21 protein-coding genes and 1 other annotated feature are annotated in these 26,731 nt (G+C 44.0%); of the genes, 9 read left to right on the plus strand and 12 right to left on the minus strand.

Annotated features, from left to right (window positions below; translation table 11 throughout):
- Positions 1–48: 48 nt before the first annotated feature.
- Positions 49–1,539, minus strand: coding sequence for a carbon starvation protein A (locus tag BCU07_RS01110; RefSeq protein ID WP_102428684.1), 1,491 nt, complete (start codon positions 1,537–1,539; stop codon positions 49–51).
- Positions 1,540–1,893: 354 nt separating this feature from the next.
- On the opposite strand from BCU07_RS01110, the gene BCU07_RS01115 reads away from it, so the two are divergent.
- Complete coding sequence (locus BCU07_RS01115; RefSeq protein ID WP_017059350.1) at positions 1,894–2,244, plus strand: DUF2799 domain-containing protein; 351 nt, start codon at positions 1,894–1,896, stop codon at positions 2,242–2,244.
- A 117-nt stretch (positions 2,245–2,361) separates the two neighbouring features.
- Here BCU07_RS01115 and murQ read toward each other — a convergent pair whose 3' ends face one another.
- The gene (murQ, locus tag BCU07_RS01120) at positions 2,362–3,282 is read right to left on the minus strand and encodes an N-acetylmuramic acid 6-phosphate etherase (protein ID WP_102428685.1); all 921 of its coding nucleotides are present in this window, start codon (positions 3,280–3,282) and stop codon (positions 2,362–2,364) included.
- A gap of 45 nt (positions 3,283–3,327) precedes the next feature.
- Positions 3,328–4,443 carry an anhydro-N-acetylmuramic acid kinase gene (locus BCU07_RS01125; RefSeq protein ID WP_102332793.1) on the minus strand — a complete coding sequence of 372 codons (1,116 nt, stop codon included), beginning with the start codon at positions 4,441–4,443 and terminating at the stop codon, positions 3,328–3,330.
- Between the two features lie 121 nt (positions 4,444–4,564).
- Here BCU07_RS01125 and nagZ point away from each other — a divergent pair, with 121 nt between their 5' ends.
- The 3 genes from nagZ (at position 4,565) to tyrA (ending at position 8,119) form a co-directional block, all read left to right on the plus strand.
- Complete coding sequence (gene nagZ / locus BCU07_RS01130) at positions 4,565–5,554, plus strand: beta-N-acetylhexosaminidase (protein ID WP_102321446.1); 990 nt, start codon at positions 4,565–4,567, stop codon at positions 5,552–5,554.
- 246 nt (positions 5,555–5,800) lie between these two features.
- Entirely contained in the window at positions 5,801–6,874 is a 1,074-nt protein-coding gene (locus BCU07_RS01135) for a 3-deoxy-7-phosphoheptulonate synthase (protein ID WP_017059354.1), read from the plus strand.
- A gap of 117 nt (positions 6,875–6,991) precedes the next feature.
- Positions 6,992–8,119, plus strand: coding sequence for a bifunctional chorismate mutase/prephenate dehydrogenase (gene tyrA, locus BCU07_RS01140; RefSeq protein WP_017056144.1), 1,128 nt, complete (start codon positions 6,992–6,994; stop codon positions 8,117–8,119).
- A gap of 129 nt (positions 8,120–8,248) precedes the next feature.
- On the opposite strand, the gene BCU07_RS01145 is transcribed toward tyrA, so the two are convergent.
- The 3 genes from BCU07_RS01145 to ettA form a co-directional block, all read right to left on the minus strand.
- On the minus strand, positions 8,249–9,280 hold the full coding sequence (locus tag BCU07_RS01145; protein WP_065584727.1) for a M23 family metallopeptidase: 1,032 nt from the start codon (positions 9,278–9,280) through the stop codon (positions 8,249–8,251).
- Positions 9,281–9,329: 49 nt separating this feature from the next.
- On the minus strand, positions 9,330–9,698 hold the full coding sequence (locus BCU07_RS01150; protein WP_102428686.1) for a PilZ domain-containing protein: 369 nt from the start codon (positions 9,696–9,698) through the stop codon (positions 9,330–9,332).
- Positions 9,699–9,788: 90 nt separating this feature from the next.
- Entirely contained in the window at positions 9,789–11,456 is a 1,668-nt protein-coding gene (ettA, locus tag BCU07_RS01155) for an energy-dependent translational throttle protein EttA (protein ID WP_017056147.1), read from the minus strand.
- Between the two features lie 263 nt (positions 11,457–11,719).
- Between ettA and sltY the strand changes: the two genes are divergently transcribed.
- Positions 11,720–13,669: a murein transglycosylase gene (gene sltY / locus BCU07_RS01160; protein ID WP_102428687.1), complete on the plus strand. Its 1,950-nt coding sequence runs from the start codon at positions 11,720–11,722 to the stop codon at positions 13,667–13,669.
- Between the two features lie 172 nt (positions 13,670–13,841).
- On the plus strand, positions 13,842–14,135 hold the full coding sequence (trpR, locus tag BCU07_RS01165; protein WP_017059358.1) for a trp operon repressor: 294 nt from the start codon (positions 13,842–13,844) through the stop codon (positions 14,133–14,135).
- 128 nt (positions 14,136–14,263) lie between these two features.
- Here the strand turns inward: trpR and yjjX are convergent, their stop codons facing one another.
- The 6 genes from yjjX to BCU07_RS01195 all read right to left on the minus strand — a co-directional run bounded on the left by yjjX (position 14,264) and on the right by BCU07_RS01195 (position 21,933).
- Positions 14,264–14,785: an inosine/xanthosine triphosphatase gene (gene yjjX / locus BCU07_RS01170; RefSeq protein ID WP_017062855.1), complete on the minus strand. Its 522-nt coding sequence runs from the start codon at positions 14,783–14,785 to the stop codon at positions 14,264–14,266.
- Positions 14,748–17,126: a putative bifunctional diguanylate cyclase/phosphodiesterase gene (locus BCU07_RS01175; protein WP_102428688.1), complete on the minus strand. Its 2,379-nt coding sequence runs from the start codon at positions 17,124–17,126 to the stop codon at positions 14,748–14,750. The genes yjjX and BCU07_RS01175 overlap by 38 nt, the downstream gene beginning before the upstream one ends.
- A gap of 333 nt (positions 17,127–17,459) precedes the next feature.
- A complete protein-coding gene (gene pheA, locus BCU07_RS01180) occupies positions 17,460–18,635 on the minus strand; it encodes a prephenate dehydratase (protein WP_017059361.1) in 1,176 nt (391 codons plus the stop codon).
- 12 nt (positions 18,636–18,647) lie between these two features.
- Positions 18,648–18,769: a sequence feature (Phe leader region), on the minus strand.
- Between the two features lie 110 nt (positions 18,770–18,879).
- A complete protein-coding gene (gene hpf, locus BCU07_RS01185) occupies positions 18,880–19,215 on the minus strand; it encodes a ribosome hibernation-promoting factor, HPF/YfiA family (protein ID WP_004735034.1) in 336 nt (111 codons plus the stop codon).
- A gap of 424 nt (positions 19,216–19,639) precedes the next feature.
- Complete coding sequence (locus BCU07_RS01190) at positions 19,640–21,064, minus strand: lytic transglycosylase F (RefSeq protein WP_347232038.1); 1,425 nt, start codon at positions 21,062–21,064, stop codon at positions 19,640–19,642.
- A 140-nt stretch (positions 21,065–21,204) separates the two neighbouring features.
- Complete coding sequence (locus BCU07_RS01195; protein ID WP_017059363.1) at positions 21,205–21,933, minus strand: outer membrane protein assembly factor BamD; 729 nt, start codon at positions 21,931–21,933, stop codon at positions 21,205–21,207.
- A 137-nt stretch (positions 21,934–22,070) separates the two neighbouring features.
- Here BCU07_RS01195 and rluD point away from each other — a divergent pair, with 137 nt between their 5' ends.
- The 3 genes from rluD (at position 22,071) to clpB (ending at position 26,504) form a co-directional block, all read left to right on the plus strand.
- On the plus strand, positions 22,071–23,045 hold the full coding sequence (rluD, locus tag BCU07_RS01200; RefSeq protein ID WP_017059364.1) for a 23S rRNA pseudouridine(1911/1915/1917) synthase RluD: 975 nt from the start codon (positions 22,071–22,073) through the stop codon (positions 23,043–23,045).
- Between the two features lie 2 nt (positions 23,046–23,047).
- Positions 23,048–23,788, plus strand: coding sequence for a peptidoglycan editing factor PgeF (pgeF, locus tag BCU07_RS01205; RefSeq protein WP_017071396.1), 741 nt, complete (start codon positions 23,048–23,050; stop codon positions 23,786–23,788).
- A 142-nt stretch (positions 23,789–23,930) separates the two neighbouring features.
- On the plus strand, positions 23,931–26,504 hold the full coding sequence (gene clpB, locus BCU07_RS01210) for an ATP-dependent chaperone ClpB (protein WP_017062851.1): 2,574 nt from the start codon (positions 23,931–23,933) through the stop codon (positions 26,502–26,504).
- Positions 26,505–26,731 lie beyond the last annotated feature (227 nt).

The following is a 26,731-nucleotide window of genomic DNA, read 5'->3' on the forward strand; positions in this document are numbered from 1 at the left end:
GTCTCTTTCTCTGAAGATTGGTCTCTTGTTCCCAAGAGCCTTAAAGAACTAGGCTGTTTTGGTAACGCCTTTTGCTTCTTTCTCTTCTTCATCAGCTAGGTCGATATCGCCTTTGCCTTTTGAAATTTTAATAACGTAAGCCGCAATACCTAGCGCACTCACCACACCAATGATGGTTGAGATTTGCATTGGTAGACCGAAGCCCAGTTGGCTGTTGTTCAGGATGAATGTGATACACACAGACGTCATGAAGATAGCTGGAACTGTTGTTACCCAGTGCAGTTTGTTGTGGCGAAGTAGGTAAGCTGAAGCTGTCCACAGCATCATTACGGCTGTTGATTGGTTAGCAAAACCGAAGTAGCGCCAGATGATACCGAAATCAACTTGAGTCAGGATGCCACCGATAACGAACAGTGGTAACGCCATTAGTAGACGGTTACGCAGTGTTTTCTGTTCCATGTTGAAGTATTCAGCAAGGATAAGACGGCTTGAACGGAACGCTGTGTCACCAGAAGTGATTGGTAGGATAACCACGCCAAGGAAAGCAAGGATACCGCCAAATACACCCAGTAGACCAAATGAAGCGCTGTATACTACGTTACCTGGGCCGCCGTTTGCAATTGCGTCAGACAGAGACTCAACCGAACCGAAGAAAGACAGAGCAAGTGCACACCAGATTAGAGCGATGATGCCTTCACCAATCATTGCGCCGTAGAATACGAAGCGACCGTTCTTCTCGTTTTCCATACAACGCGCCATCAGAGGAGACTGAGTGGCGTGGAAGCCAGAGATAGCACCACATGCGATAGTGATGAAGAGAGCAGGCCAAAGTGGTAGATCGTTAGGGTTCATGTTGGTGAACATGTCTTTCATCTCGAAGCCACCCATGATTTGGTGCTCGTCAGATAGACCAATCGCAGTGATTAGGCCAACAGACATAAAGATAAGCAGTGCACCGAACAATGGGTAGAAGCGACCAATGATTTTATCGACAGGGACAATCGTTGCGATGATGTAGTAAGCAAAGATGATAACAACCATCGTAGTTGCAGACATCGCGAAATCAGTTTGGTCGTTCACTAGGTTAGTGATCATACCTGCTGGAGCAGATACGAATACCACACCAACAAGAAGCAGTAGAACAATGGCAAAGATGTTCATAAAGTGTTTTGCGCCATTGCCTAGGTAACGTCCAGTGATGGTTGGAACCGAAGCTCCGCCATTACGGATAGATAACATACCTGAGAAGTAGTCGTGTACTGCACCTGCGAAGATACAACCTAGAACGATCCAAAGCATTGCTGCTGGACCATAAAGGGCACCCATGATAGGGCCGAAGATTGGACCTACACCTGCGATGTTAAGCAGCTGAACTAGGTAAACCTTTGGTGTCGACATTGGAACGTAGTCCACGCCATCTTGCTTAGTGTGAGCAGGTGTTTGGCGTTTTTCATTGATACCGAAAATCTTCTCGATAAAGGTACCGTAAATAAAGTAGCCACCAATGAGTGCTGCGACACAGGTAAGAAACCACATCATAATTTGTTATCCCTGAATGTATTAATTAAGTCAGGGTGTATATTAAAGGAGTCGATGAGAAGAAACTTCCGCTACGAGAGTGAGTGGTCGAATAGCCAATTTAGCGGTGTTATAACTGATTTAGTGGTTTGTTCACTGTGCTGAGTGGCCGATATTTCTATCGAGAGGCCTATTAGCTCTATAGAGAGGTTGTTTGAGTTGGCTTAACGGCGACTATTGATTCTGAGTGGTCGGAATGAACCTAAAGTGGCGAACATTAGACAATAAGTGGACATCGATAGGCGTTCAGCGGAGAATCACCACAAAGGCAGCGCTTCGTCAGAAAGTGGTGAAGTAACAATATAAAGGATTGAAATGAAAAAAATAATCGTACTATTCGCCGTGGCATTTAGCCTTGCAGGATGCAGCGCCAATGTTCAAGATTTAGCAGCTGAAGGCAATTGGCAAGAGATTGGCTATCGTGATGGTATCAAAGGCCACACTCAGCGTTCGTATTCAGAGATGACTGAGCTTGGCGCAGTCGATCAAGCGAGTTACACAGAAGGTTATCACCTAGGTGTGACTGAATATTGTAATCCGAACCATGCTTATCAGATTGGTTTATCTGGTCAGGTGTATGAAGGCGTGTGTTCTGGTACGGAAGACGCTCAACGTTTCCGTATGGAATGGCAACGCGGCTGGGACGAGTTCTCAAACGACTATTAAGCCCAAGCTAGCCATAAAAAATTAAAACTAAAAAAAGACCAGTACCGCGTGTGTGCTGGTCTTTTTGTATGTCGTTGAAGTAGCTGTCTAAATGAGAAGCTACAAGCCAAATTAAGATTACTGATTATTCTCGACGGCTTTTCTCAAGAAGCCATTTTGCTTATCAAGCTGAGCCTTGGCTAACTCTAAATCTAGCCCTGTTAGAATCATCAAAATAGATAACTTCACATCGTAATCAGTCGCTTTAAGTGTCGACACTGCCAGTGCTTTGTCGCACTCCGTTGCTTGGATAACGATACGAGCAGCGCGAGCAACCAACTTTTCATTGGTCGCTTTTACGTCGACCATCAGATTTTGGTAGCTCTTACCAATGCGAATCATGCTGGCTGTGGTCAGCATATTAAGCACCAGCTTTTGTGCTGTACCTGATTTGAGTCGTGTTGAACCAGTCAATGCTTCTGGGCCAACCACCGGGCTAATTGCGATTTGAGCGATTTCAGCAATTGGAGAATCAGGGTTACAAGACAATGCAACCGTTACTGCGCCAAGCTGATTGGCATAATTGAGTGCACCAATCACGTAAGGTGTGCGCCCGCTCGCTGCAATACCTACCACGACATCATTTTCTGTAAATTGAATGGCTTTCAGGTCTTCAATACCGAGAGTCAGCGAATCTTCCGCTCCCTCTTTGGCTTTTAAAATCGCTTCTGGTCCGCCAGCGATTAAGCCGATAACCATTTTGTCTGAAACACCGAAAGTCGGAGGGCATTCTGATGCATCTAAAACACCCAATCGACCACTGGTGCCTGCGCCCATATAAATCAGTCGACCACCGTTTTGAAAGGCATGAGCAATTTTATCGACCGCTTTCGCGATCTGTGGCAGTTCCGATTCAATCGCCAGTGGGACTTGTTTGTCTTGTTGGTTAATCTTTTCAACCACTTCGAGAGAGGTGAGCAGATCAATATCCATAGTGTCAGGGTTTCTCCCCTCCGAAACGAGGTGCGAGAGCGCTGATATGAGAGCGTCGTTACTCATAATGATCCTTAAATGGTGATTCTAAAATTATGGTTCTAAAGTTGTTTAGTCAGCTCGATAGAGAACGCCTAGAGAGGCCGCTCTGCTTGCGCCAGTCACTTCTGGTAAATTGCTTGGCAGTTTATGAACATGACGCTGAGCAAGCCACGCAAAGGCCATTGCTTCCATGTAATCGGCATCCACGCCTTTACTGGTGGTTGAGTCAACCTCCCAACTTGGAAGCAATTCAGACAGTCTCTTCATCAACAATGGGTTTCTTGTACCACCGCCACACACATACAGTGCAGGCTGGTTACCCAAGCGATAAGTCTCCACTTCATTGGCTATCGTCAATGCGGTGTATTCACAAAGCGTGCGCTGAACATCTTCTACTGCAAGATCTTTAAATTCTGTTAATTGTTGCTCTAGCCAAGGTAGGTTGAATAGTTCTCTACCAGTACTTTTCGGTGGCATTTGAGATAGATAAGACTCATTTAACAACTGTTCGAGTAAAGCTTGATTGAGTTGACCTTTAAGCGCAAATTGCGCATCACGGTCAAACTTCTCACCCGTGTGTTTATCAACCCAAGCGTCCATCAACATATTGCCCGGACCTGTATCATAACCAAGCGTTGGCTGATTAGGGCGCAGCACTGAAATATTCGAGATACCACCAATATTCAACACCACAACCGAGCTGTCTTGCGGGTGGAAAATCGTATGGTGGAAGGCGGGGACTAATGGCGCACCTTGTCCGCCTAATGCCATGTCTTTACGTCGAAAATCGGCAACCGTTTGAATCTGTGTTTTAGCGGCAATGATGTTGGCATCACCCAACTGCATGGTAAATGGCGAATCGCCTGTTGGCTGGTGGAACACTGTTTGACCATGATTACCTATCGCAGTTACAGAAGGTGCTGGTGTGCCTGACTTTTCGAGAAGTTGCAGAACCGCATCAGCAAACAGATGGCCAAGCTGGTGGTCGAGTTCGCCAATGGCAATCAAATCGGTTTTCTGACCAATACAGACTTCAAGTAGACGCGCTTTGAGATCATCAGGCATTGGGAACTCATCATGAGCAAGCAATGTGATGCGCGTATCTTCAATCGACACTAAGGCAGTATCAACACCGTCCATACTCGTCCCTGACATCACACCGATATACAGTTCTTTATGATCCATTCCTAAGCTCTTGCACTGCATTCTTAAAGTCTTCCACAGATTGGTTTAAAAACATTGTAAAGCAAATTTAAAGAGAATAACCTCGGGAAGTTTATGAAATTAGGTTTAATAAGGGATAAATATGGGACCGTTGTGGGTTGATGTTGCAGGCTACGAACTGACTGCGGAAGACAAAGAAATTTTAGAGCACCCAACTGTTGGTGGTCTCATCTTATTTGCTCGAAACTACCACGATAGCAAACAGTTATCGGCGTTAAACAAAGAAATTCGCAAGGTAGCGAAACGTCCTATTTTGATTGGTGTCGATCAAGAAGGTGGCCGAGTTCAGCGCTTCCGCGATGGCTTTTCAATTATCCCAGCTGCTCAAGAATTCGCGACTAAGAATAATGGCGAACAGTTAGCAGAACAAGCGGGTTGGTTGATGGCGGCAGAATTGATTGCCCATGATATCGATCTGAGCTTTGCGCCAGTATTAGACAAAGGCCACGAGTGTAAAGCGATTGGTAGCCGAGCGTTTGGTGAAGATATTGATACCATTGTTCGTCATAGCAGCGCTTTCATCAAAGGCATGAAGTCGGTTGGCATGGCGACGACAGGCAAGCACTTCCCTGGACATGGTGGCGTGATTGCTGACTCACACTTAGAGACGCCATATGACCCTAGAGACGACATCTTCGAAACCGATATGGCAATCTTCAAGGCGCAAATTGAAGCTGGAATATTGGATGCCATGATGCCAGCTCACGTGGTTTTCTCTCACTATGATGATCAACCTGCGAGTGGTTCACAGTATTGGCTACAGAAAGTATTGAAGCAGCAGCTTGGGTTTAAAGGCTTGGTATTCTCTGACGATTTAACGATGGAAGGCGCTGCCATTATGGGCGGACCAGCCGACAGAGCGAAAGCGGCCTTGAATGCAGGTTGTGACATGGTGTTGATGTGTAATAAACGAGATGCACAAATTGAAGCTCTGGATCACTTAGCGATTCAAGAGGTGCCTTTAGCCAACTCATTGCTTAAAAAACACAGCTTTGATTTGTCGACACTTCACTCGGATGCTAGGTGGAAAAAGACCTCAGAGACGATTAAGCGAATGCTAGGCAGTGAGTGATAAATAAACACATTATAATTTTAGATAAGGCGATATGATAAATATCGCCTTTTTTGTATGTGTGATCCGTGGTTTAAACCTATTTATCTCTTAGAGTGAGTCAAATATAATGTGTAAAATAAAATTTACACTTAATGTTTTTTATTGTTTACACTTGCAATCGTTTTTTTAGCTGTTATTGTGTTTTTAAAGATTGTTAACCCAAACGGAAATGTTGGGTGTAAAAATAAATATACAGGTTGAGTTATGCAGAAAAGTGAATTAAGCAATGTCAATATCATCGACGAACAGGTACTGATTACTCCTGAGGAGTTAAAAGCAAAACTGCCTTTGAGTGATAATGCTCGTCGTTTCATTCAAGAGTCTCGTCAAACTATCGCAAACATCATTCATAAGAAAGATCATCGCATGCTTGTTGTATGTGGCCCATGTTCTATCCATGACATTGAAGCTGCGAAAGAGTACGCGAAACGCCTAAAAGCCTTATCTGAGCAACTTAGCGATCAACTGTATATTGTTATGCGTGTTTACTTTGAGAAACCTCGTACCACTGTCGGTTGGAAAGGTTTGATCAATGACCCACATCTAGACGGCACTTTCGATATTGAGCATGGTCTGCATGTTGGTCGTGAACTACTTGTTGAACTCGCTGAGATGGAAATCCCACTAGCGACTGAAGCATTAGACCCAATTAGCCCGCAATACCTAGCAGATACCTTCAGCTGGGCGGCTATTGGCGCTCGTACGACTGAATCTCAAACTCACCGTGAGATGGCAAGTGGTCTTTCAATGCCAATCGGTTTTAAAAACGGCACCGATGGCAACCTAGGCACTGCAATCAACGCAATGCAGGCGGCTTCTTCTAGCCACCGTTTCATGGGTATCAGCCGCGAAGGTCAGGTTGCACTACTAACAACGCAAGGTAACCCAAATGGTCACGTGATTTTACGTGGCGGTAAGCAGACGAACTACGATTCAGTATCGGTACACGAATGTGAGCAAGAGCTGGGTAAATCTGGTTTAGAGGCAGCGCTAATGGTCGACTGTAGCCACGCGAACTCTCGTAAAGATTTCCGTCGCCAACCTTTAGTTGCAGAAGATGTGATTCACCAAATTCGTGAAGGCAACAAGTCGATTATCGGCCTGATGATTGAAAGCCATATTAACGAAGGAAACCAATCTTCGGATATACCTCTCAATGAGATGAAATACGGCGTTTCTATTACCGACGCGTGTATCAATTGGGATTCAACTGAGGCACTATTAAAACATGCACATACGGAATTAGTCCCGTTCTTAGAGAACCGCTTGAAAGGTTAGTCAGAGTTTAAATTTAAGTGCCTCATCTAATGAGGCATTTTAAGATCTGTTGCTAGCGAACCTGCATGATTGTGGGCTTATAGATTGGCACGGGCTTATAGATTAGTAAGGAATAAAATGGCCGTTGAACTGAACGAATTACGCGACCAAATCGATGCTGTCGATAAACAAATGTTGGATTTACTGGCTCAACGCCTTGCTCTAGTAGAGAAAGTAGGCGAAGTAAAAAGTGAACATGGTTTACCTATTTATGTACCAGAGCGTGAAGCTGCGATGCTGGCATCTCGTCGTCAAGAAGCTGAGAAAATAGGGGTTCCACCACAGTTAATCGAAGATATTTTGCGTCGTACTATGCGTGAGTCTTATGCCAGCGAGAAAGATTCTGGCTTTAAGTGTCTTAACCCAGAGTTACGTTCAGTGGTTATCGTTGGTGGTAATGGTCAACTTGGTGGCTTGTTTGGTCGTATGTTCAAACTGTCTGGCTACGAAGTAAAAATCCTTGGCAGCCAAGATTGGGATAAGGCCGACGAAATCTTAGATAATGCTGGGCTTGTGGTTGTTACGGTTCCAATTCACCTAACGGAAGGTGTGATTGCGAAGCTAGGTAATCTACCAAGCGATTGTATTCTATGTGATTTGACGTCAATTAAATCTAAACCTCTACAAGCAATGATGAACATGCATCAAGGCCCAGTAGTTGGATTGCACCCAATGTTTGGCCCTGATGTTCCTAGCCTTGCTAAGCAGGTGATTGTTTACAGTGATGGTCGTGGTTCTGAAAGTTACCAATGGCTACTGAATCAATTTGGTATTTGGGGCGCGAGCCTTTGCCAGATGGATGCAGCTGAACACGATCACGGCATGACCTTGATTCAAGCACTTCGTCACTTCACCTCTTTTGCTTACGGCTTGCACCTGAGTAAAGAGAACCCGAACATTGATCAACTTCTGAAACTAAGCTCGCCAATCTACCGACTTGAGATTGCGATGGTTGGTCGTCTGTTTGCTCAAGACCCGAACTTGTACGGCGATATCATTCTTTCTTCGGATGAGAATATTGAGATGATTCGACGCTTCCATAGCTGTTTCGGAGAAGCGTTAGAAATTCTAGATGGTAAAGATAAGGCTAAGTTTGTTGAGAGCTTCAACCAAGTGAGTGATTGGTTTGGTGACTACTCACAACAATTTTTACAAGAGAGCCAAAGCCTGTTAAAACAAGCACATGACTCGATTCATCGCGGTTAATAGTGTGGTTTGAAAAATAAAAAAGAGCGACCATTTGGTCGCTCTTTTTGTTTGTGTTGAATGCCGATATTGCATCTGGCCTATAGTAGGCGAAATGCATTTGGATCATCATGGGCCAAACGAACAAACCTAGTTAGTCACGATAGGCTCTTTGTTATTCTCGTTCGATACTCGGTTATCATCGCTGGATACTGTGTCGATAGTTGAACTGATGTAAGGCACGTTAGTTAGGTTGATCTGCAAGCGAACCACGTTATCAATCAGCTGAACGAGTGGGCCCCATTTCACCTTTTTCTCTTTCTCAAACACGTAATTGAAGTTTTCTGGTGTCCAATCCATCAAGTATTGAGGGTTCAATGAGCGACCAAGGAAGCGTACTTCATAATGCAGATGTGGCCCAGTTGAGTTACCTGAGTTACCACAGCTCGCAATCACATCACCTTTACTGACAAACTGACCGCTGCGAACTTTGAATTTTTGCAGATGCGCGTAAGAGCTCATGAAGCCAAATGAATGGCGCATGGTGATAAAGTTACCAAAGCCTTTCTTGCTTGGGCGTACGGTTTCAATCACACCATCTGCCGGTGCTAAGATATCTTCACCACGCTTACAAGTAAGGTCGATACCAGTATGGTTGTGGCGTTTGCCTGTAATTGGGTTAGTACGGCGACCGTATGAAGACGAGATGCGTTGATAAGCCATCGGACTATCATTAGGAATTAAGCGGAACATGGTAGCTCTTACCGCGGAATCGACGGCTGCAGCATCAATACGGTCTTCTAGTGAAACCTCATCGGTGTGTAACTCTTCATCAGCCAGGCCTAGAACGGATTCCACATCGAATACACGCTTACCCAGTAATTGAATTGTACCTTCTTTCTCAGTTAAGGCTTGAGATAGGTTGTGGTTGGTTTCAACTTGTTCCGCGTATAAGAACTCGGTCTGCTCTTTTTCAACAATCAGAGTTTCAATTAACTGTTGTGCATCACCGGCTTGTGCAGCTAGCTTGTTTTTACTCTCAAGGTGCATGTAGGTTGCACCACCAATCAACATCGGTACTGAGAGCAGGGTTGTCATGCATAAGAGTACGGCTTTTCGACCGAAGTAAAACGTCTGTTCCCCCTGACTAGAGGGAATAGTAATGGACACTTTTTTAGACATGGTTCTGTATTAACTAAATGCTTCTAATAGAAAAAGGGTAATGGAGATATTATTCCTTACCTAAGTTGGTAAGGTGTTCAATCTCTCTATAAAGCAGGTCATCGTCACCAACATTAAGCTCAACAAGGCGCTTAAGGTGGCTGATACTATCAATATCTAAATGCTCTATGCGTAAACGCATTGAGGTATTGATGGTAGAGACTATCGTTGCTTCTAACTGAATATTGATATCACTGTTTTCGAGTTTAAAGCTCACTTGAACAGGGACATCATGGCTAAGTTGTTTTGATTCATTGCATTGAATGAGTAAACCATGGAGTGATAAGTCTTGCACTGAGCCTGATACCTTTACTTGTCCTTGTGAGATCTCAGTCGGGACTTGATAAATAACTCGTGAAAATTGACGTCTTTCAACCATAAGTAATCTCTCTATATCGATGCATTACACGTAAGCCAGATATATCAAAGGCCGCTATTATCGCGGCCTTTGTTCAAAATACAAGCTTATTTACTTAGCTATACGCTTGTACTTGATACGGTGTGGCTCTGCCGCTTGTGCGCCTAGAGTCTGCTTAAGCCACTCAGTGTACTCAGTATAGTTACCTTCGTAGAAGTTAACTTGACCTTCATCACGGTAGTCTAAGATATGGGTCGCAATACGGTCAAGGAACCAACGGTCATGCGAGATAACCATTGCACAGCCCGGGAATTCAAGCAGTGCTTCTTCAAGAGCACGTAGCGTTTCAACGTCAAGGTCGTTGGTAGGCTCATCGAGTAGCAGTACGTTACCGCCCGCTTTTAGCAGTTTCGCTAAGTGAACACGGTTACGTTCACCACCAGAAAGCTCACCGATGATCTTCTGTTGGTCGTTGCCTTTAAAGTTGAAACGAGAACAGTAAGCACGCGCAGGGATTTCGAAGTTGTTGATCTTAATGATATCAGCGCCTTCAGAGATCTCTTGGAATACTGTCTTAGTGTCGTCCATGCTGTCACGGAACTGATCAACAGAAGCAAGCTTAACGGTTTCGCCTAGTTCAACTGTACCTGAATCTGGCTGTTCTGCACCGCTTAGCATCTTGAATAGTGTTGATTTACCTGCACCGTTGGCACCAACGATACCGACGATTGCGCCCTTAGGCATGCTGAACGATAGGTCGTCGATAAGAACGCGATCACCAAACGATTTAGTCAGGTTGTTCACTTCAAGAACTTTATCACCTAGACGCTCACCTGGCGGGATGAACAGTTCGTTGGTTTCGTTACGCTTCTGGTATTGGCCAGTTGTCAGTTCTTCAAAACGAGCCATACGAGCTTTAGACTTAGCTTGACGGCCTTTAGGGTTTTGACGAACCCATTCAAGTTCTTTCTCGATTGTCTTTTGACGTGCGCTTTCGCCCGCTTTTTCTTGCTTAAGACGCTCGTCTTTTTGCTCTAGCCAAGACGTGTAGTTACCTTCCCATGGGATACCTTCACCACGGTCAAGTTCTAGAATCCAGCCAGCTGCGTTGTCTAGGAAGTAACGGTCGTGGGTAATCGCCACAACAGTACCACTGTAATCAACAAGGAAGTGCTCAAGCCATGCTACTGATTCTGCATCCAAGTGGTTGGTTGGTTCATCAAGAAGCAGCATGTCTGGCTTTTCAAGAAGTAGACGACAGATAGCAACACGACGACGCTCACCACCTGATAGGAATTCAATTTTCGCATCCCACTCAGGAAGACGAAGTGCATCAGCAGCACGCTCTAGAGCAGTCTCTAAGTTGTGACCGTCTTTTGCTTGAATCAGAGCTTCTAGTTCGCCTTGCTCTTTTGCCAGTGCATCGAAGTCTGCATCTGGTTCTGCGTAAGCTGCGTAAACCGCATCAATACGCTTAAGTGCGTCAGCAACGTCAGAAACCGCTTCTTCTACGATTTCACGAACAGTTTTTGATTCGTCTAGCACAGGCTCTTGTGGTAGATAACCTACTTTAAGGCCTTGTTGTGCACGTGCTTCACCATCAATATCAGTATCAATACCAGCCATGATACGTAGTAGGGTAGATTTACCTGAACCATTTAGACCCAAAACACCGATTTTAGCGCCAGGAAAAAAGCTAAGAGAAATGTCTTTAAGAATTTGACGCTTAGGTGGAACAGTTTTGCTCACCCGAGACATGGTATATACGTATTCAGCCATTGCCGATCGATCCTAATTATTGTTCAAAATTGTCTGCTATTTTATACCAATATCCTCAAAGATGTTACTCCTAGGGCAGAAAAGCCACTCTTGAACTAATCCTTACCTATTATTGTCACATTGGTCATTAAAACTATATTTAATGGGCTTCTGAGGCGAAGTGTTAAATATTAATAATATTTACACTCAAACCCTTTACATTTGATGTGATGTCGGGCGTAAATAGACTTCACGTATTCATACACGCACTAAGGAAAGAGCGAATGTTTTTCCGCATTGGTAATACGAAAATTGCTGTGGCTGCATCGGCAATTTTGTCTTCGGTTTCACTGGCTCCGGTCGCTATGGCTAGCAATGCATCCGAGCTTGAAATGCAGCGTGACGTTTATGATAAAGCGCAAGAGGTTTTAGACAGCCGTGATCTAAAAGCTTACTCCGCGCTGCGTAACAAAATTCAAACATACCCTTTAACACCTTACACCGATTATCGGGCCTTTCTGATTGGCTTAGGTGATCGCACACCTGCTGAGGTCGATGCTTTCATTGAAGAGAACAAGGCATTGCCTTTCTCCAATCGAATGCGCGCACCTTATTTGGATTCATTGGCTTCTCAAAAACAGTGGAAGACGATCCTTGAGTTTCAAACCAAAGAGCCTGTCGGTGAAAAATACCAATGTATTTATTATCGAGCGCATTACGAGCAAGGTAACCAAGAGCTTGCCTTTAAAGGAGCTAAACAACTTTGGTTGAGTGGTAGTGGTGTTGATGACGCTTGTGACCCTTTATTTAAAAGCTGGGATCAAGCTGGGCTAAGAACTGATGAGCTGATTCTGGATAGAATGCTGCTAGCGTTCGAGGGCCGTAACGGTAAGTTAATGAGCTATCTGATTAAGCAATTGGATCATGATGAGTCAATTGCTCAAGCGAAGCAGATGAAGGCGTTGTACAACAAGCCTGAAAATGTACTCGCGTTTGCTAAAAAACATCCAGCGAATGAATTCTACCAAGCTCAAACCGAGTTTGCTTTCGAGAAGCTAGCAAGGAAATCATCAAGCAGTGCTCAAAAGGTGTTTGATGATGTCATCAAGGCTCAGAAGTTTTCGAAAGAGAAATCTCAAGAGCTCGCTGATTACCTAACGTTTCGTCTGATCAACACCGACTCTGAAGAGTTAATGGTGTGGCGCGACAAAATGATCGCGAGTTCATCAAAGCAAGTTCTGCTGGAACGACGTGCTCGCTTAGCAATTCAACATGCCGATTGGACGGGTTTGAAAGAGTGGATAGCGCGCTTGGATGATAAACATCAGGCTTCGCTTCGTTGGCAATATTGGCAGGGCAGAGCTGAAATCGCGACGGGCGATACTGACAAAGGCAATAAGCGACTGTCAGATATCTTGGGTCAGCGTAATTTCTACAGTGTGGCTGCGGCTAAGCAGTTAGGTAAGCCAGTTCAATATCCAACATCGACACTTAAATACAATGCTGAAACAGTGAAGCCATTCGACACCTCTTTGGTGCGTATTGGTGAACTGATTGACCGAGACAAAATTGCGGCAGCGAAAAGTGAATGGCGCTGGTTACTGACCAATGCAGATAAAGAGCAAAAAGAGATGCTTGCCGCTTACGCTGCGACACAGCGTTGGAATCACTTTACCGTAACAGCGAGTATCTCTGCGAAGATGTGGGATAACATTGCGCTGCGCTTCCCTGTTGCTCATAAGTGGTGGTTTAACTTCTACGCTGAAAAGCACGATCTCGATCCAATCACTTTGATGTCTTTAGCAAGACAAGAGAGTGCGATGGATTCAGAAGCTCGCTCTCCAGTTGGCGCGCGTGGCATTATGCAAATTATGCCCAAGACGGCGCAATACACAGCGAACAAACATAAGATTAAGTATCAGGGCAGCGATGATCTTTATGATGTCGGCAAAAACATTGAGATTGGCAGTCACTACTTAGATGGTTTACTCGCTCAATATGATGACAACCGTATCTTTGCGTTTGCGGCTTATAATGCTGGACCTAGCCGTGTGAAACAGTGGCGTTCACGCAGCGATGAAAAGCTCGATGCCTTTGCATTTATCGAAATGATCCCATTCAAAGAGACACGTGGCTACGTTCAGAATATCTTGATGTTTGAGACCTACTATCGAGATATCTTGGGTGAGAAAGGGACGTTTTTAGCGCCCCATGAGGCAAAAACGAAATACTAAGCCTTCGGCATTTGGCCCGAAACTGAGTAAGAATAAAGGCAGTGAGTGCTAACCATTTCCACTTACTGCCTTTTTACATTGGATCGCATCAAGTGTTTCGGTATAAAGTGTTAAACGCTTTCAATCGTTAAGCGACTCTTTAAAGTCAGAATTTAAAAGTAAGTGTAGAGATATGGCATCACAACCTGAATATGATAATTGGCAACAACTGATGGACTTGGTAAAGACGGCTGTCGAAAAAGATCAGCACGAGCTGTTGTTGACTATGATGATGACACCAGACGAGCGAGATGCTCTGGTTGCTCGAATTAATATCTTCTGTGAGCTGATGAAAGGCGATATGTCTCAACGACAGGTGAGTCAAATGCTGGGCGTAGGCGTAGCGACGATAACCAGAGGCTCAAATGAGCTAAAGGCCAAATCTGAGCAAGAGAAAGTCGTGATCGCCGACCTATTGCTAAAGTAATAATGGAATTAAGCTATCACGCGATAGTATGAATACGAATTCGATAAAAAACGCTAACTGGATGTTAGCGTTTTTTGTTTCTGAAGATTGTTCTTGGAATCTTTTGAAGTTTAAGGAAGCCTCAAATACTAAATAGGAAAGTGTTCAGGATTCACAAATGGGATCAGAGCCAAAATTAAAGCTTGATGATAGACCGAACTGCGTGACAATTGGTTATGTGTCAGTAGGCCAATGGCACCACCTTTCTGTTTGATATTGTCGGTACCAAACACTTCATCCATCACATCCCCTAACTCGTTTGCATGCTCTAGTTTCTCAAGCACGGCTGGTGGCAGCATCAGACTTGCTGAACGAGACTCGCCACGTTGGCCATTCGTTTCGATCACCATCCAGGCAAAGGTGACGTTTGTTTCTATTCCCGCTTCTAGACCAACATAGAAGTCTGCATCAGGCTGAGCTTGAGTTGCGTTGTGAACTCGATTCACGGCACCTTGATAGGTTTCATCATTGCTCATCGGTTGATCGGCGACACCACTAGGAACGCTGATGCCTTGGAAATCAAATTCAGTATCAGGAAAAGCAGATAAGAACGCACTTTTAACGGCGTTGATTTTAGCTGGGTTCAGCGATGCGATGATTACAGATTTCATGTGTCGGATTCTTTTTGTTGTCGATTAGATTGAGTTGATGTTGTCGGTACCAGTCACTCAATTCTTCTAGTGGCATGGGTTTACCAAAGTAATAGCCTTGCAGCATATCGCACTGTGCATCCTGTAACCACTGGTGCATGCCCTGAGTTTCAATCCCTTCGGCGGTGACCTTTTTCCCTTGAGCATGACACAACCCGATAACCGGTTTTACGATGTTCTGGTTATTGGTCTCAATCAAGGTATCCAAAAACGCTTTATCCAATTTAATTTTCTGAGTTGGATACTGCACCAGTTGAGTGATAGAGGTGTAACCGGAACCAAAATCATCAATCGCAAGTCGATAGCCCATGCATGCCAGTTCGTTCAGCAATGGAAAACCTTCTGAATTTGAGTAAAAGGTTTCAGTGATTTCAAAATCGATTAGGCTTGGTGGAATTCGATTTAACTCCGCGTGTTCTTTAATGAAACCCGCAAGATGAGTGGTTTCAATGCCAGCAGAAGATAGGTTGATCGACAATTGAATTGAGTGATCAAATTGAGCCTGAAGTCGATGGAATGAAGCAAACGCATTCTGTATTACCCAGCGGTCAACATGTTCAAACAGCCCGGTTTGTTCGGCTATTGGAATGAACTCATCAGGTGGAACTAAACCAAGTTGTTTCGAATCCCAGCGCAATAAAACCTCAACACCAATAATATGGGCTCCGGTTGAATCCATATAGGGCATATAGACGAGTCTAAATTCGTCATCAAAGTTCTTGTCTCTGAGTGCTCGCTCGATGTTTGCTTGGCGTTGAATTACTTTGTCTAAATCTCTTGAATAGTCAGCAAATTGGTTTTTACCGGCACGCTTGGCTTGGTACATCGCGGTATCCGCGTTGGACAGAAGCTTCTCGATTGAGTTGCCATCATTAGGGTAGGTCGCAATACCAATACTGACCGTGATCGGAAAGCTGCCTGATTCGGTGACAAAGCCTTTTTGCAGTGGAGTGAGCAAATCGTTCGAGAATCGATGCGCGACATTTCCTCGGTGACTAGGAGCGTTAATGTAGACAACGAACTCGTCTCCAGAAAGTCGGGCTGGCATACAATGAGCGTCGAATTCCTCTTTATAATGACGACAAATATCTGAAATACGCTGAGCAAAAGAAACCAGAATCGAGTCGCCGATTTGATGCCCGTATTTGTCGTTCACAAACTTGAAGTTGTCCAAGTCAAAATAGAGAACCCAGGTTTCGGTATTCGAACTCGGTTTTGGCAACGATTGCTGAACGAAGGTTTGAAACTGATGCCTATTGGCTATTTGGGTTAACTGATCATTTTCGGCCAAGAGCTTGGTTTGCTGGTAGGTGTTGTCTAGCTCTTGGTACATGTCATAAAAACGCTGTGATAAGCGGCCAAGTTCATCACGAGTGCCTAAGCGTTCAATGTTCTTACGTTGTTTTTTTTCGACTTGCTGTAGCTGTCGATCGAGCCGTGTTATTGGAGTAATCACAGTGCGAGACAGAAGCATGAGTAGCAGAGCGACAGTCACAAACGCAGACAGGGCAAACGACAAACTCAGCTTGTTCCAAATTGAATCGAGCTTGTTTTCTAATAGGAATTGCGCCGGATCGACCGTGGCGTACAGTTCTGGAGCAAGCTTGACTGAGTGGGTGACATCATTTTCCAAAGAAACCGCTATGGATGTGAAGAATAAACTGGTTTGGTAGTCGAACTCTATCTGTTTTCTCAGCGCATTAAATTTGTCGAGAGAGACAGAGACAACAACAAAGAACACATCGTCGGGTTGATTGTTAACGGTTGGGAAAATCGCTTTTCTATCTACCTTGTCATAGTGAACCAACATCCCTTCGCCTTGGGAGTTTTGAATATAGTTGGTACTCGATGTTGCTAAGGTGTCTTGATAGTGCAGGTCAACATACTCCAATATCTTACTGTCAATCTGAGTGCGTGAGTCATTGCTATTATCCGCGTAATAACGCAGTTTTCGATCACCATTAAGAAGCGCTAAACCTGTATAGCTTTCATCGTCATCTTGCAGGAAATGAATGGCTTCTCGAAGATTACTGACCAGTTCAAGATCGCGAGATAGATTTTGATCAGTGAGAAAATAACGCTTCACCATATCACTCTGGGTCAAGGTGTAAGAGTAGCTATTGAGGAACGAACGAGATTGGCGAAAGTATCCGGCTAGTTTTTCCATGTTCAGTTGAAGTGCGTTGTCTTCGCGTTTGATGAAACTGCTTTTTTGCGTCGAATAAATAATATAGCTAGAAGCCGCGGTACTGATCAGTATCACAGGGGCTATTAGTAGTAAGATTTTAGTACTTAGCTTCATAGTTAATGACAACACTATTTATAAATTAAGCGCATAAGTTTATGTTACTTAATGCTTACTCGCTATTAATTATACGTAGTTCGATGATTTCCTGTGAAGGGGGTAAGGTTTTGTCTTTATTGATAAAAAAAGCCACTAATGAGTTTTTGTTAGAAAGGCTCAAGTAGTGGAGAGAGTAAGCGTGCCGAATGTGCGAAACAAGTGAATTGTGTTTCAGGCATGCTAGGGTGAGTTTTCTTAGCGAGAATAGTACTCGACTAGAGGGTGATTTAAGTATTTGGCCTGCTGTAGGCCAAATACTTATGTTAGCTAAAAGCTGATACTCACTTTCAGCTATGACAACTTAACTTGAGTCGCTTTGATGTTCTCACTTGGGTAGCAACCCAACACCTTAAGGTGGCGAGTAATGGCTGTTAGTTCCGTTATCGCTTGTTGCATATTATCTGAATCCAGATGCGCCTCTAAATCGACATAGAACATCTCTTCCCAAGGGTTACCCATGATAGGACGAGATTCTAGCTTAGTCATGTTGATGCCTAAGCGTTGCAGGATCAGTAGTGTTTCTACCAAAGAACCCGCCTCTTGAGATGTCGACATGATGAGCGTTGTTTTCGCTGGTATTTGAGTCGATACTTCAACAGGCTTACGCGCCACAACGATGAAACGAGTGTGGTTCTCTGTTTGGTTTGCAATATTGCTCTGGATTGGCTGTAGTCCATAAAGCTTACCGCTCGATGCATTACCAATAGCAGCTACGTCATTACCACCCAATTCTTTAACTTTTTTCATTGCATCAGCGGTGCTTGCGCAAGACTCAAGGTTGACACCCTTAAGGCGGCTCAAGAACTCACTGCATTGTTGATGAGGTTGTGGGTGCGAGTAGAGTGTTTTGATGTCTTCTAAACGGATATCACTTTTAGCAACAAGGCAGTGCTCAATCGGTTGAGAAAGTTCGCCAACAATGTATAGAGTCGTATGCTGTAACAGGTCGTAGACCTCGTTAATTGACCCTGAACTGGTGTTCTCAATCGGCAGGACACCGTAGTCGGCATGGCCAGACTCTACTGTTGATGCGACTTCTTTGAAGTGATTACAGTTCAGCTCAATCAATTCCATATTCTTGCGGCTGAAGTATTCGCGGCTCGCAAGGTGAGAATACGATCCCTTAGAACCTAAGAATGCAACGCGAGCCAATGGTTTACGGCTTTGCGGGTTCGCTAGGTTTTGTAAGTATGACTGTTGTAGTAAAACGGAATCTTCGATGATGGTGTGAAACAGCTTGGTAATGTACTGCGCATCAAGTTCGTATTTATCTTTGCCGTTGTTGATCAGCTTAACTAATAGTTGTTGTTCTCGTACTGCATCACGAACTGGTTTTGATGTCTCTACTTTGCTTTTAGCGACTTCGATACTTAGCTTGCGACGCTCTGAAAGTAACTTCAGGAGTTCGTCGTCTAAATCATTAAGACGAAGGCGGATATCATCCAGTGAAATTGAGCGGTCAGTCATAAATGTGTCCTTATAAAAAAGCCTCCCTAGTGTGGGAGGCTTCTTGTTCGTTTTTGACTTGTTTTTCTAAAACGACTTAGCCTCCGATTTACGGAAGAAAAAAGAAGTCAAAAATAAACAAAGATTGAGTGTGCATAAAAAGTGATTGTTTTATGAATGTTTAAACACAATAAGCAAGCGAGCTACGAGCGTCAAGCAAAAAAATAGCGCCCTGAGGCGCTATTTTTTAATCTGTTCTCTTTCCTTATTCTACTTCAGCTTCTAGCTCTTCGATTTCAGGCTTTTCAGCGCGGCGCGCTTCTGGTTTATGGCGTAGCTTGTTGAGTTGACGCTCTAGTTTTTGTTCTACTTCGTTGATCGCTACGTAGAGGTCGTCATGGATTGATGAAGCAACAAGTTGGCCTTTTGGTACGGTTAGTACCGCTTCAAATTTCTTCTTCTTGTTTGGTTCTTCGCTAAAGCTCGCTTGGCAGCCAATGATGTCTACTTGCCATTTATCTAGCTTTTTAAATTTGCTTTCTATGTGATCACGGATTGCAGAGGTAATGTCGATGTTTTTACCAGTGATGTTCATTTTCATAGAAGTTTTCCTCTGTTGTATCCCTCATGGGTTAACTTCAGATTACGACTTTTAGGAATAAAGAATGTGATCTAGATCTTGTTTTGGTTGGGTGGGATAAGCATTAAAATCAAATGTGATCTTACGCAAGTCTTAGTATCTTTTTGGCGAAAAATGCTTGTTATCCTTATGAAAAACGATAACTTGGAGGCAAGGCTTCGCTAAAAATTAAATCAGTTTTTAGGGGCGTCCTACAGCCTATGGAAAGTGCTTGATTGAAATTTACTCAATAGTGTTTTGTGATATAGGTCTTGTAATATAGGTCGCTACATAAGCTTCTTCAGAATTAGATAAACAAAAGCCGCATAAGTATTCTTATGCGGCTTTTGTGTTTTTTAGCTTTACCTAATACCTTTGGCTCCCCAGCTCTGGGATGGAGGCGATCCTAGTCGTTAGTGTTCAGTAATCTCGCTGTGCCGTCCTCTCGGATAGCATTGATAGCTTGTAATTGTTTATAGATTACGAAGTAACGATTGATGTTGGCAACATAGGTTACGGGTTCTTTACTCACGTATTTGCGAGTGATGATTTCTACGTTTTTAAACCAGATGTTTGGGTTGTAACCTTTCTGCTTGGCAATGCTCCTCATCTTTCTGATCTTAGCAGGACCAGCGTTGTAAGAAGCCAAGGTAAAGTAGATTTGATTGTCGTGTGATATTGCCGGGTCGTCAAAATATCGGTCTTTGATAAAGCGCATATACTTCACACCCGCATGGATGTTGTTATCCACCTTATGGATGTTCTTGATGTTGACGTTTTTATCTTTGGCGGTACTCGGTAATACCTGCATCACACCAATAGCCCCGCGATGAGAAATCCGGCTCTGATCCAGTCCTGATTCTTGGAAACCTTGAGCTGACATCATTAAAGGATCAAATTCATACTTGCTCGAATACTTTTCAAAGACATCTGAGAGTTTAGCTACTCGGTCTACTTTATTGGGGTTGAGTGCTCGGCCTAACCAGCGAGTATTGTCGATGTATTTCTGGTAGATGACATTCCCAAGCAGGGTGCCTGTTCGTGCGGTCTTGACGTATTTGTTTATCTCTTTCTTCAGTTGAGGGCTGTCTTTTCTTAAAGCCCAAGCAATACGACCATTTTCTCGTAAAGGTAAGTCGTTATGGACTTGAATGTTTTCCATTACATCGATCCAGAGCTTGGCTTTATGGTTATCCAGAATTGTGCCTTGTATATAACCTTGGTTAACCAGTTCTATCAGCTCGTAGTCTTGTAATGACTCCTCGATAAAGTGGACATGCAGTGGTGGTAAACCTAGCTCGTTAAGCTCCTTATTAACTCTTTGTACACTCTCGAAGTAACTCGAGCTTGCTCGTATCCACACCTCTTTGCCACTCAATTGCTTGATTTCGGTGATAGGTTCGGCCTTTTTCCCTGTGATAATGAGTTCTTTACCATCTTTAATCATCGGATCCGAAAAATCGATGGTTTGTAATCGTTTATCGGTGATCGTTAGGTTAGCGACAGCGACATCACCATAGCCAGACTCTAAAGAGGGAAGTAGATCATCTCGTTGCACGGGGATGATTTGAACATTGAGATAGGGATGTTTCTTACGAAGGCTTTTCTCAAAGTGGTAGAGCATTTCTGCCACGATGCCTTTTGGCTTGCCATCCTCGATGTAATAGAAACCAAGATCGGCAGACACTAGCACTCTAACCGTTCCTTTGGTTTTGAGCACATCCAAGTCACCCATGTAAGGCTTATTGCTTAATGGAGACAGTTCTAATGCGTAGGATAAGTGGCTAAATAGCGATATCCAGATAAATAATAACAACCTACTCACATCCACACTCCATGTTGATGTTTTGTTAAAAGTTATCTTTTGAAGATACCGTGTATTATGCGATCCATCAAGTTTGCGATATGTAGATGAAAAAAAGCGCGCTAGTAAATTAGCGCGCTTTTAGGATTGAGATGTAAGAGGTTTGATTAAGGTAGTGGGTTTAACTCAATCAACTTTTCTGTTCTTAACACAGCGTCATCTAGGCCGAGTTGTTGATAAGCTTTTAGCTGGATATCTAAAGACTTACGCGCAGCAATGGTGTCTGGGTAAGTTTTTTGCAGCTCTTGCGTTCTGTTGATCGCAGCAATCCAAGCTTCGCGGCGTAGGTAGAAATCAGCGGTTGCTAAGTCATACTCTGCTAGGCGGTTCTTAAGTGCGAACATGCGTTTTTGTGCATCTTCAGCATAAGGGCTACTAGGGAAACGTTCGAGTAGTCGCTTGAAGTCAGCAAACGCAAGTTTCACTGGTTCAGGATCTCGGTCACTACGGTCGATATTAAAAATATCGTGCATGAAGTTTCGGTCTTGCGCCATGTGCGTTAAGCCGCGCATGTAAAGAACCCAGTCTTGTTTCTCATGCGTTGGGTTCAAACGTAGGAAACGTGAAATGGTAGCGAGGCCAAGTGCCAAGTCATCATTTTTGTAGTAAGCGTAAATCAGATCGAGCTGTACTTGCTCAGAATAGGCGCCGAATGGGTAACGTGAGTCTAGGGCTTCTAGCTTTTCTATTGCTGAAAGCCAGCTACCGCTCTGCAGTGATTCTTGAGCGTCAGAGTAGAGAACCGATGGTGGTACATCTGGCACTATCTCTTCACTACTTGAACAACCAACCAAGAGTGATACGGCTAATAGACCCGATAAAGTAAGGTGTTTCATGTCAGGCGTCGATTCCTTGAATTAAATATTTCGTAAGCTTCCGTTACTTTCTAACCAGTAACAGATACAATGATGCAATTATTCTATTTTATCCATACTAATGGGTATTAGTCTCACGGTTTTTAAAAAAGTTCGATATGGCTCAGCAGATCACATTAACAGACACAGTAAAAAGCAGCCAGTTAGGTCAACGTTTAGACCAAGCTGTCGCTGAACTATTTACCGATTTTTCTCGCTCTCGCATTAAAGAGTGGCTTCTTGACGGCAAAATCCAAGTGGATGGCGAAGTTATTACAAAGCCGCGCGTTAAGGTTTTGGGCGGTGAAGAGATCATCTTGCAAGCTGAACTTGCAGATGAAGAGCGCTGGGAAGCACAAGATATTCCTCTAAACATTGTCTACGAAGATGATGACTTATTGGTTATCAATAAGCCTCGCGATCTGGTTGTACACCCAGGCGCAGGCACACCGGATGGAACCATACTAAACGCATTGCTTTTCCATTACCCACAGATTGCAGAAGTGCCTCGTGCAGGTATTGTGCACCGTCTTGATAAAGACACAACAGGCCTTATGGTTGTGGCTAAAACGGTTCCAGCTCAAACTCGTCTTGTGCGTGCGCTTGCTAAGCGTCGTATTACTCGTGAGTATGAAGCAATTGCAATTGGCAAAATGACCGCTGGTGGTGTGGTAGAAAAAGGCATTAGCCGTCACGCAACTAAGCGTACTCTAATGGACGTAAATGAATTAGGGAAACCAGCGGTAACTCACTACCGTGTTGCTGAGCACTTCCGCGAGCATACTCGTATTCGTCTACGCCTAGAAACGGGTCGTACTCACCAAATCCGTGTTCACATGTCATACCTTCAGCACCCGCTGCTAGGTGACGTTGCATACGGTGGCCGTGCTCGTATTCCAAAAGGTGCATCTGAAGAACTAACGACCATGATTCGTTCTTTTGATCGCCAAGCGCTACACGCTGTTATGCTTAAATTTGTTCACCCAATTACAGGTGAAGAAGTTGAGTTCCACGCTCCTGTGCCAAATGACATGGTTGTGATGGCTGAAGCGTTACGTGTTGATGCGCGCGAAAACTTGGAAGACGACATTTAATCATGTCGATGATCATCCCTAACTGGAATGCACCAAAAAACGTGAAAGCATTTGCTTCGACACGTTTTGATGGTTTTTCTACTGGTGCGTATCAAGGATTAAACCTAGGTACGCATGTTGGGGATGATACTTCGCTTGTTGAAAACAACAGAGCCTGGCTCAAGCAACACGCTAATATGCCTGCCGCTCCGGTATGGCTACATCAAACTCACTCAACAGATGTCGTTACGGTTTTACACCCTACGGCAGATATTCTTGATGCTGACGGTGCATTTACCACAGCTAAAGATGTTGTTTGTTCTGCGATGACAGCCGATTGCTTACCTGTAATCCTTACTGATACCAAAGGCACTCAAGTTGCTGCAGTTCATGCTGGTTGGCGTGGTCTTGCTGGTGGCATTCTTGAAAATGCCGTCGCAAAGTTTTCAAACTTAGGTTCAGAGAATAAGATCATTGCTTGGCTTGGTCCTGCAATAGGCAAACAAGCTTTTGAAGTAGGCGATGATGTGTTGGAAGCTTTCGTTAGTTTTGACTCTCAAGCTAAGCTCGCATTTGAAGCCAAAGCTGAACCAGGCAAATGGCTAGCGAATATGTCTCAGCTTGCAACGCAACGACTGAACAAAGTTGGTGTAACTTCTGTGACAGACTCTAATCTATGTACCTTCGCTGATGCCGATGCGTTCTATTCTTATCGTCGTGATGGTATTACTGGACGCCAAGCTACTTTTATTTGGTTAGAGTAACCTTTAACTAGTGCAACCAGTCATCCAGCTCATTTATATTTTTATAACAGCTCTATTCTTCATTCTTATCCCTTGAAAATCCGCGTTACCGTATCCATCTTCTAACCATAAGATAAACATATCTAAGAGTAGGAAGGTTGGCATGCGTCTCGATCGATTCACTAGTAAATTCCAAATTGCGATATCTGATGCTCAGTCGCTCGCATTAGGTCGTGATCACCAATATATAGAGCCTGTGCACCTAATGGTGTCTTTGCTTAATCAAGATGGTAGTGCAATTCGTCCATTGCTCACCATGCTGAATATTGATGTGGTTCAATTGCGTTCAAAGCTAAGCGAAATATTAGACCGTGTACCGAAAGTAAGTGGTATCGGTGGTGATGTTCAACTGTCGAATGCAATGGGTACTTTGTTCAACCTATGTGACAAGGTCGCACAAAAGCGTCAAGACACATACATTTCTTCGGAAGTCTTCCTACTTGCCGCAATTGAAGATAAAGGCCCTTTAGGTAACCTGCTTAAAGAGCTAGGTCTTACTGAGCAAAAATTATCTCAAGCTATCGAGCAGGTTCGTGGCGGTCAAAAAGTTGATGACCCAAATGCCGAAGACCGACGCCAAGCGTTAGAGAAGTTCACCATCGATCTGACTGAAAGAGCGGAGCAAGGCAAGCTGGATCCGGTAATTGGCCGAGATGACGAAATCCGCCGTACTATCCAAGTACTTCAGCGTCGTACTAAGAACAACCCAGTCATTATCGGTGAACCTGGTGTTGGTAAGACAGCTATCGTTGAAGGTTTGGCTCAGCGCATTATTAACAATGAAGTGCCAGAAGGTTTAAGAGGCCGACGCGTACTTTCATTAGACATGGGTGCTTTGGTAGCTGGCGCTAAATATCGTGGTGAGTTTGAAGAGCGTTTGAAGTCAGTCCTCAATGAATTGTCTAAAGAAGAGGGCAATATCATTCTCTTCATCGATGAAATTCATACTATGGTCGGCGCTGGTAAAGGTGAAGGCTCTATGGATGCCGGTAACATGCTAAAACCAGCGTTGGCTCGTGGTGAACTCCACTGTGTTGGCGCAACGACTCTTGATGAATACCGTCAATACATAGAGAAAGATCCAGCGTTAGAGCGCCGCTTCCAAAAAGTGCTTGTCGATGAACCAACGGTTGAAGACACGGTGGCGATTCTTCGTGGTTTGAAAGAGCGCTATGAACTTCATCATCATGTAGAAATTACCGACCCAGCAATCGTGGCTGCAGCAACACTATCTCATCGATACGTTTCTGATCGTCAACTGCCGGATAAAGCGATTGATCTGATTGATGAAGCGGCTTCGAGTATCCGTATGCAGATCGACTCAAAACCTGAGTCGCTAGATAAGCTCGAGCGTAAAATCATTCAATTGAAGATCGAGCAGCAAGCTCTTACCAATGAAAATGATGAAGCCAGTGAAAAACGCCTTCGAACATTACAAGAAGAGCTTTCTGACAAAGAACGAGATTTCGCAGAGCTTGAAGAAGTGTGGAATGCAGAGAAAGCCGCGCTTTCTGGCACGCAACACATCAAGTCAGAGCTAGAACAAGCTCGTATGGATATGGATTTTGCGAGACGTGCTGGTGATCTTAACCGAATGTCTGAATTGCAATACGGTCGAATCCCAGAATTAGAGAAGCAGTTAGATCTTGCGACTCAAGCTGAAATGCAAGAAATGACGCTGCTGCGTAATAAGGTCACTGATGCAGAAATTGCAGACGTGCTATCGAAGCAAACAGGCATACCTGTTTCTAAAATGCTAGAAGCCGAGAAAGAGAAGCTTCTTAACATGGAAGGTGTTCTACATAAGCGAGTTATTGGCCAAGCGGAAGCAGTCGAAGTGGTATCGAATGCGATTCGTCGTAGCCGTGCAGGTTTATCTGATCCAAACAAGCCGATTGGATCTTTCTTATTCCTTGGTCCAACTGGCGTTGGTAAAACGGAGTTGTGTAAAACACTCGCGAACTTCATGTTTGATAGTGACGATGCAATGGTGCGTATCGACATGTCTGAGTTTATGGAGAAACACTCTGTTGCTCGTTTGGTTGGTGCTCCTCCGGGTTACGTTGGATATGAAGAAGGTGGTTACTTAACAGAAGCAGTGCGTCGCAAGCCTTATTCAGTGATTTTGCTAGATGAAGTAGAGAAAGCGCATCCTGATGTTTTCAATATCTTATTGCAGGTGCTTGATGATGGACGCTTAACTGATGGACAAGGTCGTACAGTCGATTTTAGAAACACGGTAGTGATCATGACATCCAACCTTGGCTCTTCGAGAATTCAAGAGAACTTCAATACGCTCGACTACCAAGGAATAAAGAATGAAGTGATGGAAGTGGTAGGTAAACATTTCCGTCCTGAGTTTTTGAACCGAGTTGATGAAAGCGTGGTGTTCCATCCATTGGGTCAAGAGCACATTCAGTCGATAGCCGCTATTCAGCTTGAGCACCTTAAGAAGAGAATGGAAGACAATGGTTATGAGCTTGAAGTTTCGGATAAAGCACTCAAGTTAATTTCTCAAGTTGGTTTTGATCCAGTATATGGTGCACGACCTTTGAAAAGAGCGATTCAACAAAGTGTCGAGAACCCGTTAGCGAAAGCGATACTGGCAGGAAAAATTAATCCAGATAAGAAAGTGCAGCTATTAGTAAACAACGACCGCATTATTGCTCACCAATAGTTGAAGTAAGAACGGTAGGTACGATTGGCCGAAATTAAGGCTTAATCGTACCTATTTTAAACGCTTTGTGTGAATAGTGTTCGAACGGTCGCCGGTGGTGGCTTTTTTTCGTTTTTAGCCTTGTACAAAGGATTATTCTCTCTATAATGCGCCTCCGTTGCCAAGGATAACCAAGCGGTTTGAACTGAGTAACAAGACGGTGATAAGCATTTAAGATGCTTTGAAAA

The sequence above is a fragment of the Vibrio sp. 10N.261.54.E10 genome, from assembly GCF_002877735.2.
Classification (GTDB): domain Bacteria; phylum Pseudomonadota; class Gammaproteobacteria; order Enterobacterales; family Vibrionaceae; genus Vibrio; species Vibrio crassostreae_C.

Coding starts and splice junctions, on each gene's coding strand:
- hpf (WP_004735034.1), bottom strand. CDS start 19,215: ATGAAAATGAACATCACTGGTAAAAACATCGACATTACCTCTGCAATC.
- BCU07_RS01175 (WP_102428688.1), bottom strand. CDS start 17,126: ATGAAGCTAAGTACTAAAATCTTACTACTAATAGCCCCTGTGATACTG.
- yjjX (WP_017062855.1), bottom strand. CDS start 14,785: ATGAAATCTGTAATCATCGCATCGCTGAACCCAGCTAAAATCAACGCC.
- pheA (WP_017059361.1), bottom strand. CDS start 18,635: ATGACTGACCGCTCAATTTCACTGGATGATATCCGCCTTCGTCTTAAT.
- pgeF (WP_017071396.1), top strand. CDS start 23,048: ATGTCGATGATCATCCCTAACTGGAATGCACCAAAAAACGTGAAAGCA.
- rluD (WP_017059364.1), top strand. CDS start 22,071: ATGGCTCAGCAGATCACATTAACAGACACAGTAAAAAGCAGCCAGTTA.
- BCU07_RS01195 (WP_017059363.1), bottom strand. CDS start 21,933: ATGAAACACCTTACTTTATCGGGTCTATTAGCCGTATCACTCTTGGTT.
- clpB (WP_017062851.1), top strand. CDS start 23,931: ATGCGTCTCGATCGATTCACTAGTAAATTCCAAATTGCGATATCTGAT.
- trpR (WP_017059358.1), top strand. CDS start 13,842: ATGGCATCACAACCTGAATATGATAATTGGCAACAACTGATGGACTTG.
- murQ (WP_102428685.1), bottom strand. CDS start 3,282: ATGAGTAACGACGCTCTCATATCAGCGCTCTCGCACCTCGTTTCGGAG.
- ettA (WP_017056147.1), bottom strand. CDS start 11,456: ATGGCTGAATACGTATATACCATGTCTCGGGTGAGCAAAACTGTTCCA.
- BCU07_RS01145 (WP_065584727.1), bottom strand. CDS start 9,280: ATGTCTAAAAAAGTGTCCATTACTATTCCCTCTAGTCAGGGGGAACAG.
- BCU07_RS01115 (WP_017059350.1), top strand. CDS start 1,894: ATGAAAAAAATAATCGTACTATTCGCCGTGGCATTTAGCCTTGCAGGA.
- BCU07_RS01150 (WP_102428686.1), bottom strand. CDS start 9,698: ATGGTTGAAAGACGTCAATTTTCACGAGTTATTTATCAAGTCCCGACT.
- BCU07_RS01125 (WP_102332793.1), bottom strand. CDS start 4,443: ATGGATCATAAAGAACTGTATATCGGTGTGATGTCAGGGACGAGTATG.
- BCU07_RS01110 (WP_102428684.1), bottom strand. CDS start 1,539: ATGATGTGGTTTCTTACCTGTGTCGCAGCACTCATTGGTGGCTACTTT.
- BCU07_RS01135 (WP_017059354.1), top strand. CDS start 5,801: ATGCAGAAAAGTGAATTAAGCAATGTCAATATCATCGACGAACAGGTA.
- sltY (WP_102428687.1), top strand. CDS start 11,720: ATGTTTTTCCGCATTGGTAATACGAAAATTGCTGTGGCTGCATCGGCA.
- nagZ (WP_102321446.1), top strand. CDS start 4,565: ATGGGACCGTTGTGGGTTGATGTTGCAGGCTACGAACTGACTGCGGAA.
- tyrA (WP_017056144.1), top strand. CDS start 6,992: ATGGCCGTTGAACTGAACGAATTACGCGACCAAATCGATGCTGTCGAT.